This is a genomic window from Streptomyces sp. NPDC059853 (genome assembly GCF_042731495.1).
GTDB lineage: Bacteria > Actinomycetota > Actinomycetes > Streptomycetales > Streptomycetaceae > Streptomyces.
Window position 1 is genome coordinate 1 of sequence record NZ_JBHWJL010000141.1, and the last position, 12,463, is coordinate 12,463.

General features: G+C 73.8%; 12 protein-coding genes and 1 pseudogene. 7 read left to right on the forward strand and 6 right to left on the reverse strand.

The window, feature by feature from the left end; all coding sequences use genetic code 11:
- The 3 genes from ACFV5N_RS16345 to ACFV5N_RS16355 form a co-directional block, all read left to right on the forward strand.
- The coding region (locus ACFV5N_RS16345) for a pyridoxal phosphate-dependent decarboxylase family protein (protein WP_385599694.1) at positions 1 to 1,148 on the forward strand (1,148 nt) is incomplete at its 5' end.
- Positions 1,141 to 2,469 carry a lysine N(6)-hydroxylase/L-ornithine N(5)-oxygenase family protein gene (locus ACFV5N_RS16350; RefSeq protein ID WP_385599697.1) on the forward strand — a complete coding sequence of 443 codons (1,329 nt, stop codon included), beginning with the start codon at positions 1,141 to 1,143 and terminating at the stop codon, positions 2,467 to 2,469. The genes ACFV5N_RS16345 and ACFV5N_RS16350, both read left to right, overlap by 8 nt.
- Before the next feature lie 410 nt (positions 2,470 to 2,879).
- Complete coding sequence (locus ACFV5N_RS16355) at positions 2,880 to 3,581, forward strand: hypothetical protein (protein WP_385599700.1); 702 nt, start codon at positions 2,880 to 2,882, stop codon at positions 3,579 to 3,581.
- 106 nt (positions 3,582 to 3,687) lie between these two features.
- Here ACFV5N_RS16355 and ACFV5N_RS16360 read toward each other — a convergent pair whose 3' ends face one another.
- Positions 3,688 to 4,671 carry a DsbA family protein gene (locus tag ACFV5N_RS16360; RefSeq protein ID WP_385599703.1) on the reverse strand — a complete coding sequence of 328 codons (984 nt, stop codon included), beginning with the start codon at positions 4,669 to 4,671 and terminating at the stop codon, positions 3,688 to 3,690.
- Between the two features lie 56 nt (positions 4,672 to 4,727).
- On the opposite strand from ACFV5N_RS16360, the gene ACFV5N_RS16365 reads away from it, so the two are divergent.
- On the forward strand, positions 4,728 to 5,294 hold the full coding sequence (locus ACFV5N_RS16365; RefSeq protein ID WP_385599706.1) for a TetR/AcrR family transcriptional regulator: 567 nt from the start codon (positions 4,728 to 4,730) through the stop codon (positions 5,292 to 5,294).
- 211 nt (positions 5,295 to 5,505) lie between these two features.
- Positions 5,506 to 6,525 (forward strand): endonuclease/exonuclease/phosphatase family protein, encoded by a 1,020-nt coding sequence (locus tag ACFV5N_RS16370; RefSeq protein ID WP_385599708.1) that lies wholly within the window; start codon positions 5,506 to 5,508, stop codon positions 6,523 to 6,525.
- 84 nt (positions 6,526 to 6,609) lie between these two features.
- On the opposite strand, the gene ACFV5N_RS16375 is transcribed toward ACFV5N_RS16370, so the two are convergent.
- The gene (locus ACFV5N_RS16375; RefSeq protein ID WP_385599711.1) at positions 6,610 to 7,401 is read right to left on the reverse strand and encodes a dioxygenase; all 792 of its coding nucleotides are present in this window, start codon (positions 7,399 to 7,401) and stop codon (positions 6,610 to 6,612) included.
- Positions 7,402 to 7,445: 44 nt separating this feature from the next.
- On the reverse strand, positions 7,446 to 7,994 hold the full coding sequence (locus tag ACFV5N_RS16380) for a DoxX family protein (RefSeq protein ID WP_385599714.1): 549 nt from the start codon (positions 7,992 to 7,994) through the stop codon (positions 7,446 to 7,448).
- Between the two features lie 102 nt (positions 7,995 to 8,096).
- Between ACFV5N_RS16380 and ACFV5N_RS16385 the strand changes: the two genes are divergently transcribed.
- Positions 8,097 to 8,570, forward strand: coding sequence for a MarR family winged helix-turn-helix transcriptional regulator (locus ACFV5N_RS16385; RefSeq protein WP_385599717.1), 474 nt, complete (start codon positions 8,097 to 8,099; stop codon positions 8,568 to 8,570).
- A 33-nt stretch (positions 8,571 to 8,603) separates the two neighbouring features.
- Positions 8,604 to 8,987, forward strand: a complete 384-nt coding sequence (locus ACFV5N_RS16390) for a GntR family transcriptional regulator (RefSeq protein ID WP_385599720.1) — start codon at positions 8,604 to 8,606, stop codon at positions 8,985 to 8,987.
- A gap of 52 nt (positions 8,988 to 9,039) precedes the next feature.
- On the opposite strand, the gene ACFV5N_RS16395 is transcribed toward ACFV5N_RS16390, so the two are convergent.
- The 3 genes and pseudogenes from ACFV5N_RS16395 to ACFV5N_RS16405 form a co-directional block, all read right to left on the reverse strand.
- The gene (locus ACFV5N_RS16395) at positions 9,040 to 10,725 is read right to left on the reverse strand and encodes a glycoside hydrolase family 13 protein (protein WP_385599723.1); all 1,686 of its coding nucleotides are present in this window, start codon (positions 10,723 to 10,725) and stop codon (positions 9,040 to 9,042) included.
- Between the two features lie 54 nt (positions 10,726 to 10,779).
- Positions 10,780 to 11,955, reverse strand: a complete 1,176-nt coding sequence (locus ACFV5N_RS16400) for a LacI family DNA-binding transcriptional regulator (RefSeq protein ID WP_385599726.1) — start codon at positions 11,953 to 11,955, stop codon at positions 10,780 to 10,782.
- A 269-nt stretch (positions 11,956 to 12,224) separates the two neighbouring features.
- Positions 12,225 to 12,463: pseudogene (locus ACFV5N_RS16405) on the reverse strand (hypothetical protein); the annotation flags it as partial.

Below are 12,463 nucleotides of genomic sequence, written 5' to 3' on the forward strand. Positions count from 1 at the left end.
ACACCTGGGACTCCGGCCCCTACGCCGTCGAACTCGAACGCCGCCTCGTCACCGCCCTCACCGAACTGGCCGGCTACGGCCCGGCCGCCGGGGGCGTCCTCACCCCCCGCGGCAGCGCCTCCAACCTCCAGGCCCTGCTCATCGCCCGCGACACCGCCCTGCGCCCCGGCCGCGACGTCCGCGCCACCGGCCTGAGCGGTCTCACCGTCCGCCCCGTCCTCTACTGCTCCGAACTCGCCCACTTCTCCATGGCCCGCGCCGCCGCCCTGCTCGGGCTCGGCGAGAACGCGGTCCGGCCGGTGCCCGCCGACGCACACCACCGGATGCGCCCCGAAGAACTCGACCGCGCCCTGCGCACCCGCGCCGCCGACGAACTCCCCGTCGCCGTCGTCGCCACCGCGGGCACCACCGACTACGGCTCCATCGACCCGCTGCCGCAACTCGCCGCCATCGCCCGCGACCACGGCGTCCATCTCCACGTGGACGCGGCCTACGGCGGCGGCGCCCTCTTCTCGGAACGGCTGCGGCCCCTGCTGGACGGCATCGAACACGCCGACAGCATCACCATCGATCTGCACAAGACGGCCTGGCAGCCGGCCGCCGCCAGCGCCCTGCTGCTGCGCGACCGGGCCGGCTTCGCCGCCACCACCGGGCTGCGGGTGGCCTACCTCAACCCGGAGGACGACGGCGAAGCCGGCTACGACGGACTGCTCGGCCACTCGCTCCAGACCACCCGGCGGGCCGACGCCCTCAAAGTCGCCGCCACCTTCCTGGCCCTGGGCCGGGAGGGCGTCGGCGCGATGCTGGACGCCTGCCACGACCTCGCCCGGCACGCCGCCCGCGCGGTACGGGCCCACCCCCGTCTCGACCTCACCACCGAACCCGTCCTGACCACCGTGGTCTTCCGCTACCGGCCCCGCACCACCACCGAACCCGCCGCCGTCGACGCCATCAACGGCGCGTTGCGCCGCCGGCTGCTGCGCGAGGGCAGCGCCCTGATCGGCCGCACCGAGACGGCCGGCGCCGTCCAGCTGAAACTCACCCTGCTCAACCCGCAGGCCAGGGCGAGCGACATCGACGAGATGCTGGCCGCCGTGGACGCGGCCGGAAGGGCCGAAGAGGCCGAGGAGGAGCACCACCATGGCTGAATCCGAACGGGAGACCGTGCTCGATCTCGCGGCGGTCGGCATCGGCCCCTTCAACCTGTCGCTGTCCGCGCTGGCCGACGAGGTACCCGGCCTCGCGTACGCGGCGTACGACCGGCGCCCCGCGTACGACTGGCACCCGGGGCTGATGTTCGACTGGGCGAAGCTCCAGGTCGGCTTCCTCGCCGACCTGGTCTCCCTCATCCGGCCGACCAGCCGCTGGTCGTTCCTCAACTACCTCGTCGAGCACGACCGGATGTACCCCTTCTACATCGCCGAGCGCTTCCACATCCCGCGCCGCGAGTACGCCGACTACTGCGCCTGGGCGGCGGCCCGGATACCCGGGCTGCACTTCGGCACCTCGGTGGACGCGGTGGACTGGGACGCCGACCGCGACCTGTGGCTCCTGACGGTGCGGGAGGTCGCCACCGGCGCCACCCGGGTGCAGGCCGCCAGGAACATCACCCTGGGCATCGGTACCGAGCCCGCCCTGCCCGCCCCGCTGAAGGGCCTCGCCGGCCACCCCCGGGTGCTGCACTCCGGCGACCATCTGCACCGGATCGACGCGCTCGCGGCGGCCGGGGTCGAGGACATCACGGTGATCGGCTCCGGCCAGTCGGGCGCCGAGGTCTTCCTGGACCTGCTCCGCCGGCAGAAGGCGACCGGCTGGGCGGTCAGCTGGCTCACCCGCTCCTGGGGCTTCGCGCCCCTCGACTACTCCAAGCTGGTGCTGGAGTACACCACCCCCGCCTACATGCGGTACTTCCACGGCCTGGACCCGGAGGTGCGCGACCGGCTCATCGCCTCCCAGTGGCAGCTCTACAAGGGCATCGACAGCGAGACGATCGACCTCATCCACGAGGAGCTGTACGACCATCTGCTGGACGGCGACCGGCCGCCGGTCACCCTCCTCCCGGCCACCGCCCTGACGGCCGCCGAGGCCACCGGAGCGGACGGCACCGTCCTGCGCCTCACCACGCACCACGCCGACACCGGGGAGCGGGCCGTCCGCGCGACGTCGGCGGTCGTCGCGGCCACCGGCTACACCGCCCGCCGCCCGGGCTGTCTGTCCCCCGTGGACAAGCTCATCGCCTGGGACGCCAAGGGCCGTTACACCATCGGCGAGGGCCACCGGGTCGCCACCGTCCCCGAGGTGACGGCCGGGCTCTACGTCCAGAACGCCGAACTCCACACCCACGGGGCAGCCGCCCCCGACCTGGGCATCGGCGCCTACCGGGGCGCGCGGATCCTCAACGCGGTGACCGGAACGGGCCACTTCCCGATCCCGCGCCGCACGGCGTTCCAGACCTTCGGCCCGGCGTAGCCGCGAGGCCCGGCCACCCTCCGGCGGCCGGGCCGTCGCCGGGGTGATCCGTTCCCCATCCGGGGCGAGCGCGGCACGGACCAGCCGTTCGGAGGCGAGCGGCTGGTCTCCGTCATGTCCGGGGACGATCCGCCGGAGCAACGGCCGCCGCGCCGCGGCCCGGGCGGCGTCCCGTGGCCCCAACGCCCTTTCCGCTGCCCGGTTTTGACGGCCACGGACGGGCCGGTATGTTCCGCTCCACGGTCCTCTTCCCCGAAGGGTGAACCGTCGGGCGGACCGGGCCGTGCCCGGCCGGGAGCCAGGTGCACCGGAGCCGGAAACGTCTTAGCCCCGGCGACATGATCACGAAGATCAGCGGTCCACCGGGGCTTGTCACCCTGCATCCTACCCGATTCCCCGCAGGAGGAACAGTGACGCACATACCCCCGGCACCCGCGCCGGGGCCGTGGGTGGAGGACTGGCTCAGTCCCGCCCGGCACGCCGTGTACCTCGACGCGGCCGGGGGCGATCCGGCCCGCGCGCTGGCCCTGTACGAGTGGAACACGGCCCTGGCCTGTGCGGTGCTGCGCGACCTGAGTCACTTCGAGATCGCCCTGCGCAACGCCTACGCCCGGGCTCTGGACGCGACCTGGGACGGGGAGGGGCACTGGCTGGACGATCCGGCCAGCCCGCTGCGGGCCCCGCTGATCCGGGTACGGAAGGGGGGCCGGGGCCGGGCGCGGCGGCGGGTGGACATCAACGACAAGACCCGCGGCGCCATCGACGGTGCGCGCCGGCGGTACGGGCGCGCGGCGCCGCCCGGCAAGGTGATCGCCGAGCTGTCACTGGGGGTGTGGCGGTACCTGTCCACCTCCGCCCACGAGAAGACGCTGTGGGTGCCGCATCTCCACCGGGCCTTCCCGCCCGCCACCCACCGGGCGACGGTCGACCGGCTCATCGGCGCCCTGCACGAGCTGCGCAACCGGGCCGCCCACTGGGAGCCCTTGCTGACGGTGCCCGTCGAGACGCGCGTGCGGGAGCTGCTGGAGGTCACCGGCCTGCTGAGCGCCGAACTGGCCGCCTACATCGAGCACTCCAGCCAGGTCCTCCCCACCCTCGGCCGGCGCCCGTAACCAACCCCGGGGCGGTCACGGGTGCCGGGGCGTCCGCTGTCCCGGCCAGGGCGCTGTCCGGCGGGTGGGGCGGGGGCCCGGCACGCCGCTCCCGCCCCACCGGGCGTCACTCCTCGTCCTGCCGCATCGCCGCCGCCAGCCGCAGATGCGGGGCCGCCTCCGCCGGACGGCCCTGGCGCTCCAGGGTGCGGCCCAGCAGCAGCCGCAGATACGCGTCGTCCGGGGAGTGGGCCGTCAGGCTCTCCAGTTCCGTCCGCGCGCGCTCCAGCTGCGCCGAGTGGTAGTACGCCCGCGCCGCCAGGACGCGGACCGACCACTCCGTGCCGTGCTCCGCCAGCAGCGGGCGCAGCAGCGTCAGGGCGCCCAGCGGGTCGCGCCGGTCCAGCAGGGACTCGGCCAGCCGCAGGCGCTCCACCTCCTCGGGGAGGTCGCGCTCCGGCGGCGCTCCGGCCGTGTCGCGCAGGAACGCGGTCATCGCCTCCGGGGACTGCGCGCCCGCCAGGGCCCGCTTGCCCGCCACCAGGGTGGGGGAGGAGCGGACGCCGATGGCCTTGCCGCGCAGCAGGTCCTCGCGTACCCGGTCGGTGCCCGCGCCGGAGGCGAGCAGGCCGCCGCCGTCCGCGAACCCGGCCGTGCGGGCCGCCTCCGCCAGGACCTCCGGGTCGCTGATGTCGCGCCCGGTGATGAAGTGGGCCGTGAGGACCTCCTCCACCACCGCGTCCTGCAGCGCCGCCCCGCCCTTCTCGTGGGCGAGCGCGATCAGCCGGTGGGCCGGTCCGCTGTCCGCGCGCCACAGGGCGCCGAACGGGGTGCCGAGCCCGGCGTCCGCCGCGATCCGGGAGACCCGGGTGGCGTTCTCGGCGGGGGTGAGGCCGTCGGGTGTGCAGGCGCCCAGGGCCTCGTCCACCAGCGGGTCGATCTGCCACTCCGCCAGCGGCTCGGCCTTCTCCGGCGCCATCGGGTCGATGCGGAACGGCCGCCACACCACCTCGACGGGCTCGCCGTCCCAGCCGGCGAGCGCCGCCTCCAGGCGCCGCTTGCCGATGTACGCCCAGGGGCACACCACGTCGGCCCAGATCTCGATGCGCATGCCCGTACCATAAACGACACCTGTTGTTTATGCAACATCTGTCGTACAGTAGGGCCGTGAGCCCACTCAACCCCGACGATCCCCGCGCCCGCCGCACCCGGGAACGGCTGCGCGCCGCCGCGCTCGACCTGGCAGGCGAGCGCGAGCTGAGCACCATCACCATGTCCCTCGTCGCCCGGCGGGCCGCGATCAACCGCGCCACCGTCTACGCGCACTATCCCGACCTCGACGCCCTCGTCACCGACGCCATGGACGACGCGATCGGCCGGCTCTCCCGCGCCGTCGCGCTCTGCCCGCTCCAGGCCCCGCGCGACGCGCCGCCCCCGCCGCTCCTCGCCCTCTTCGCCGAGGTCGAGGAGGGCGCGGTGCTCTACCGCCGGATGCTCTCCGAGAGCGGCAGCGCCCGCTTCGCGCACCGCATGCAGCGCCGGCTGGCCGCCGGGCTCGCCGAACGCTTCGCGCACGGCCATCGCCCGCCGGCCACCGACGACGTCCCCCTCGACCTGCACGCCGGCTATCTCGCCGGGGCGCTGTGCGGGGTGATCACCACCTGGATCACGGCGGACCCGCCCCGCCCCGCCGCCGACGCGGCGCTCGCCACCTGGCGGCTCCTGCTCGGCTAGCGCGCCCTCCGCGCCGCGCCCGGCGCCGTCCCGGCATGTCCGCACGGCCGGGCGGGAGCCCGACCGCGCCCAGGTGCTGGACGGCAGGCCCTTATGATCGAGCACGCCCCGTGCGGCACGCGGCGCGGACCCTGCCCGCCGTGGCACCGGCCACGGCCGGTGGACGCGTTCAGCTCGGTGGCCCTTCCCGCGCGGAGGGCCGGACGAAGGGATGGCCGTGGCGGAGGAGACCGGGGCACAGGCGCGGGTGGCGGCGAAAGCCCGTCGCCCGGTGGCGCGGTGGCGGGGCGAGGACTCCTGGGGACGGTCGGCCTGGACCCGGGGGCGGGTGCTCGCGGCGCTCGCCCTGCTGACCGGCGGGCTGCTGGCGTTCCCCGGCGCCGTGCCCAACACACCGGGCCGGCTGGGCAGTCTGCTGGAGTCGCTCCTGCCCTGGCTCGGCCTGGTGATCGTGGTGCTGCTCGGCCTCGCGGCGCTGCGGCGTTCGGCCACCGCGCTGCTCGCTCTGCTGCTGCCGGTGGTCGCCTGGACCGCTCTCTTCGGCGGGCTGCTGTGGCCGGCGCGGGCCGGTGACCCCGACCTCGTCGTGGTGCAGCACAACGTCAGCGACGAGAACGCCGACCCGGCGGCCACCGCGCGCGCCCTGGCCGAAGCGGGCCCCGACCTCATCGCGCTCCAGGAACTGCTGCCCTCGGCGCTGCCCGTCTACCAGGAGGAACTGGCCGCGCGGTATCCGTACCACGAGGTCCGGGGCACGGTGGGGCTGTGGTCCGTCCACCCGCTGAGCGACACGCGGATCGTGGACATCAAGCCCCGGGACATCGAGGAGTACTGGAGCCGCGGGATGCGGACCGTGGTCCACACGCCGCACGGCGAGGTCGCGGCGTATGTCGCGCACCTGCCCTCGGTGCGCCTGGGGACCGGCGGGTTCGCGTCCGCCCGGCGCGACGAGAGCGCCGGACGGCTGGCCCGGGCCATCGCCGCCGAGGAACTGCCCCGGGTGGTCCTGCTGGGCGACCTCAACGGCACCGTCGAGGACCGCGGGCTGGCGCCGCTGACGGACCGGCTGAACGTGCCGGAGCGCGGCTTCGCCCTCAGTTTCCCCGCCGCCTTCCCGGTGGCCAGGATCGACCAGGTCATGGCCCGCTCCGGGACGGTCTCCCGCGTGCACACGCTGCCCGCCCTCGGCAGCGACCACCTGCCGGTGGTCGCCCACCTCCGCTGGGAGTGACCGGGGCCCGCCACGGGGGCGGCCCCCGGCGAGGGGCCACCCGGCCCGCCCCGGGCGTCCGCCCCCCGTCACGGCCGGAGACCCCTAGCCCACCTGGATGGAGCGCTTGGCCAGGCCGCCCCAGAAGCCGTCGATCACCGTGCGCTGCCCGGTGAGCTGGTCCTCGCCCGCCCCCAGCGTCACGAACAGCGGCGCGAAGTGCTCCGTCCTGGGGTGGGCGATCCGCCCGGACGGGGAGGCGTGCTCGAAGTCGAGCAGCGCGTCGATGTCCCCGGTACGCAGCGCCTCCTCACCCCAGGCGTCGAACTCCTTCGACCACCCCGGGGCCTCCTGGGGCCCGCTGCCCCAGCTGAACCCGCGCAGATTGTGGGTGAAGAAGCCGCTGCCCACGATCAGCACGCCCTCGTCCCGCAGCGGCGCCAGCCGCCGGCCCAGCGCCAGCAGCCGCTGCGGTTCGAGGGTGGGCATGGACATCTGGAGCACCGGGATGTCCGCGTCCGGGTACATCTCCTTCAGCGGTACGTACGCCCCGTGATCCAGGCCGCGCTCCGGGTCCTCGTGCACCGGGGTACCGGGCCCGCCGGCCAGGGCGCGGACCCGGGCGGCGAGTTCCGGGGCGCCGGGCGCCGGATAGGTCACCCGGTAGTAGTGCTCGGGGAAGCCCCCGAAGTCGTACACCAGCGGCACCGTGTGGGTGGCGCCGATGGTGAGCGGCGCCGATTCCCAGTGCGCGGAGACGATGAGGATCGCCCGGGGGCGGGGGAGTGCCGCGGACCACCCGGCCAGCTGCCGGGTCCACAGGGCGTCGTCGGCCAGCGGGGGCGCGCCGTGGCTGAGGTACAGCACGGGCATCCGGTCGGTGGCGGGGGTGGTCATGGCACTCCACTCCTTCGGGAGGTGAATCCGGTCCTTCCGGACCGTCAGTTGCGGATCAGCAGGGTGATGCCCGCGACCACCAGGGCCAGCGCCAGCGCGGCGAGGCCGTGGGTCACCCGGTGCTCGCGCACCCGGTCCGGCAGCGGGAGGACGTGGTCGACCGCGTACCGGCCGGGACCGGACAGGGTCAGCGCGACGGCGGCGAGGCCGAGGACCAGCGGCAGTTCGAAGCCGCCGATGAACGGGTCGTCCCAGTGCGCCGAGACGATGGCGTTGACCATGGTGCCCACGACGGCCGCGCCCGCCAGCGGGGTGAGCAGCCCGAGCGCCAGGCCGAGGCCGCCGAGGGTCTCCGAGAGACCGGCGACGAGAGCCATGGTGCTGCCGGAGGGGTAGCCGAGGAACGCGAAGAACTGGCCGGTGCCGTCCAGTCCGCCGCCGTCGAACCAGCCGAACAGCTTCTGCGTGCCGTGCGCGGCCATCGTCAGGCCGACGGCCAGGCGCAGCACGAGCAGGCCCAGGTCGGCGCCGGTGGGCGCGGTGCCGCCGCCGTCGAGGGCGGCGCGGGACGTCAGAGTCGTGGGGGAGGTCATAGGTGAAGGTCTCTCCATGTCGACGGTGTCATCGTTCAAATTCGAACCACGTCGGAGCGTACAGGGACGGTTTGAATTTGAACAACACCGTAGGATGGAGATATGGCGAAGACGCGATGGCTGGACGAGCAGGAGATGGCGGCCTGGATTGCCTTCCTCGAAGTGAGCCACCGGGTCTTCCGGTCCGTGGAGGCCCAGCTCAAGGAGGACGAAGGGCTCTCCCACGCCCAGTACGAGATCCTGGTGAAGCTCTCCGCCGCCGGTGACGCCGGACTGCGGATGACGGCCCTGGCCGACTCGCTCATCACGCCCAAGAGCGGGCTCACCTACCAGGTCGGCCGGCTGGAGAAGAGCGGCCTGGTCACCCGCACGGCCTGCGACGCCGACGTACGCGGCGTCACCGCCCGCATCACCGCGCGCGGCCTGGACGTCCTGCGGGCGGCGGCCCCCGGCCATGTGGCACGGGTGCGCGAGGTGCTGATCGACCTCTTGGACCGGCCGCAACTGCTCGCCCTGGCCGACGCGCTGAGCACCGTCAACGGGCGGCTGCGCGAGGGGGCGGGCGGCACCGCGTAGCGCGCCGCCCCGGACACGGCGGGACGGGGGAGAATGACCGCCGTGAAGATCGTCATCGACGCCGACTCGGCCACCGCCCCCTTCGAGCAGCTGCGCGCCCAGATCGCGGGCCAGGCCCACGACGGCACCCTGCCCACCGGATACCGGCTGCCCACCGTGCGCGGCCTCGCCGAACAGCTGGGCCTCGCCGCCAACACCGTGGCCAAGGCCTACCGCGCGCTGGAGAGCGACGGGGTGATCGAGACCCGGGGCCGCAACGGCACCTTCGTCGCCGCCGCCGGGGACGCCGCCGCCCGGGAGGCAGCGGCGGCGGCCCTCGACTTCGCCCGGCGCGCCCGGCGGCTCGGCCTGGACCGGGACGCCGCCCTCGCCGCCGCGCACGACGCGGTGCGCGCCGTGTACGACGGGAGCCGGTAGCCGGCGCCCGGCACGAGCGGGGCCGGCCCCGGGGGCACGGCCGCCGCCCCGGCTAGACCGTCCGGGCGCCCCCGCCCCACAGCCAGGCCGTCGTGTCCGGGGGCAGCTTGCCGGACTCGATGCGGTCACTGGACAGCAGCACACCCCAGTTCTTCGGCAGCGGATACGGCTCGGCGGACATGTTCACCACGCACCGCAGCACCGCCGCCCGCTCGAAGGCCAGGATCTCCGGCGGCGTCTCCAGCCACCGCAGCGACTCGGCCGCGAACCCGCGCTGTCCGCGCCGCAGCCGCAGCGCCGACCGGTACAGCTCCAGCATCGAACCGGGCGTCCCCGACTGCCGCTGCGCCGTCCTGCCGTGCCACTCGCGCGGCTGCGGCAGCCACGGCTTGCTGCCGTGCGGACCGAAGCCGAACGGCGCCTCCGAGCCCGACCACGGCATCGGCACCCGGCAGCCGTCCCGGCCGCGCACCGCACCTCCGGTGCGCTTCCACGTCGGATCGCGCAGCAGATCCTCGGGGAGGTCCTCCACCTCCCACAGCCCCAGCTCCTCGCCCTGGTACAGGTACGCGTTCCCCGGCAGCGCCAGCATGAGCAGCGCCGCCGCACGCGCCCGCCGGGTCCCCAGATCGTGGTCGGCGGGACCGGACGCCGCGCTGTCGTACCCGTGCTCCCCGAGCATCGTCCTGCTCCGCCCGAACCGGGTGACCTGGCGGGTGACGTCGTGATTGGCCAGCACCCAGGTCGCCGGCGCGCCCACCGCGGCGTGCGAGGAGAGATTGCGGTCGATGACCGTCCGCAGCGCCTCCGGCTCCCACGGCGCGGTCAGGAACGGAAAGTTGAACGCGGTGTGCAGTTCGTCGGCGCGCAGGTAGTTCACCAGCCGGTCCTCGCGCACATGCGCCTCGGCGACGAACACCCGGTCCCCGGCGTAACTGTCGGCGATCTTCCGCCAGGTCTGGTAGATCTCGTGCACACCGTCGTGGTCCCAGTGCGGATGCCCCTCGCGGTGCCGCTCGTGCTCGAACAGCAGCCCCTCGGGAACCCCCAGGTCCGGCAGCGCCGGATCCTTGGCCAGCCCGTGCGCCACATCGATCCGGAAGCCGTCCACCCCCCGGTCGAACCAGAACCGCAGAATCGATTCGAACTCCGCCCGCACCTCCCGGCTCGCCCAGTTGAGATCGGGCTGCTCGGGCGCGAACAGGTGCAGGTACCACTGCCCGGGCGTGCCGTCCGGGTCGGTGGTGCGGGTCCAGGCGCTGCCGCCGAACCGGCTGCGCCAGTCGTTCGGCGGCAGCGAGCCGTCCGGGCCGCGCCCGCCCCTGAAGTGGTAGCGGTCGCGTTCCGGCGAGCCGGGCGGCGCGGCCAGCGCCTCGGCGAACCAGGCGTGCTGGTCGGAGGTGTGGTTGGGCACGATGTCCAGCAGCACGCGGATGCCGTGCGTGTGCGCCTCGGCGATCATCTCCTCCGCCTCGGCGAGCGTGCCGAAGGACGGATCGATGCCCCGGTAGTCGGCGACGTCGTAGCCGCCGTCCTTCATGGGGGAGGGGTACCAGGGGCTGACCCAGACGGCGTCGACGCCCAGCTCCTTCAGATAGGGGAGCCGGGCCCGCAGTCCGGCGATGTCGCCGATGCCGTCGCCGTTGCCGTCGGCGAAGCTGCGGATGTAGACCTGGTAGCTGACGGCCGTACGCCACCAGGGCGCGGCCGGTGTCCGGTGAATACGGGTGCGGGGCACGTATCTTCCATTCCTCTTGCGAGTTGACCCTGGGAGATGCGCGGCTTCAGCGGCTCACCGCGCGGTGGTGCGGGTGTGCTGGTCCGGGAGCCGGTCGTACGCCGCGCCGTCCCGGCGCGCCGGCGACTGCGCCGCACGGCCGGGGTGTTCGGGGCGGTCGGAACGCTCGGCGCCCTCGGGTCGGTCGGGAAGTCCGGGATGGTTTTGGCTGGTCCGGGGGCCGGCCACACGGGCCGCTCCGGTGGTGCCCCGGACCACCAGCCGGGTGGGCACCACCACCTCGGTGGGCTCCTCGCTCGCCCCGGACAGCGCGTCCAGGATCTGGCGGGCGAGCAACTCCCCCTGGTGGGTTACGGGCTGGGCAATGGTCGTGAGGTTCAGCAGCTCGGCCGTCTCGTGGTCGTCGAACCCGATGACCGAGACATCGTCGGGGGCCCGCAGGCCCATTCTGGTCAGGGTGCGCAGCGCGCCGAACGCCATCAGATCCGACTCCGCGAACACGGCGGTCGGCGGATCGGGCAGGCTCAGCAGCCGGGCCATCGCGGAGGCGCCGTCCTCGATGCCGAAGTTGCTCGGCGCCTCCAGATCCGGCTCGTACGGGATGCCGGCCTCGGCCAGCACCGAACGGTAGGCGTGCTCGCGGACGATGGGTGTGGTGAAGCCACGGGGATCACCGAGCGCCCCGGTGATCATGCCGATCCGCCGGTGTCCGAGATTGATCAGATGGCGCACCGCCGTGGTGGCGCCCTGGGCGTTGTCGATGGAGACGTGCCAGCAGCCCGGCACCCGGGTGCCGAGGACGGCCACCGGGACCTCCATCGAGACCAGCGCCTCGGACTCCGCCTGCGACAGCGGGAGATTCAGGACGATCAGCGCGTCCACCCGGCGGCGCAGCGGCATCCGGGCGAAGAACCGTTCGTGGACGCGCGCGTCGCCCAGGTTGTACAGCAGCAGATCCAGGTCGTTGGCGCGCAGCACCGAGTCGATGCCCGAGAGCACCTGACTGTAGAACCACCGGTTGACGAACGGCAGTACGACGCCGATGGTGCCGGTCCGGCCGGAGGCGAGACTGGAGGCGTGCGGGGAGATCGCGTACGACAGCTCCTCGGCCGCCCGCAGCACCCGCTCCCTGGTCACCTCGGACACGTTCGGCAGACCGCGCAGCGCGCGCGAGACGGTGGCCGTGGACACCTTCGCGCGTCTGGCGACATCGATGATGCTGGCGGCCATACGCTCTGCTGACCCTCCGTTCGCTGCGACGACAGCGAACGTAGCGCCGCTCACGGACGGAGTGCAATCGTTTACATAAAAAGATCTTCGATATGCGCCAGTTCTCGCCGCAGGTGGTGATCCACTCGTCAAAACGGCTGGTGGTGGCCGTGAAAAGCAATGTAAGCGTGTACATCAAAGGGCGCTGGCACCGGGGTGGCCGGGCCGGATGACCCGGCCCGGCACGGTGAGGAGTGACCAAAAACGTACGCTCCGGGCCGCCCGGACGATCAGCCCGCGAGCTTCGTCAGGGCGACGGCGGTGGTGTCCTTGAACGCCGGCACCGGAGCGTCGGACAGCCGGCCCATCTCGCCCCAGCCGACCACCGTCACGGTGTCCCCGCTGCGCCCGACACCGAACAGGTCCAGCCCGAGCCCCGCCTGCTGCGGCGCGGTGTGCACCCCGAAGACCCGGGCGCCGTCGGCCGCGTCCACGGTGCCGAAATCGTCCCATCCGGCCGTCGCGCCCG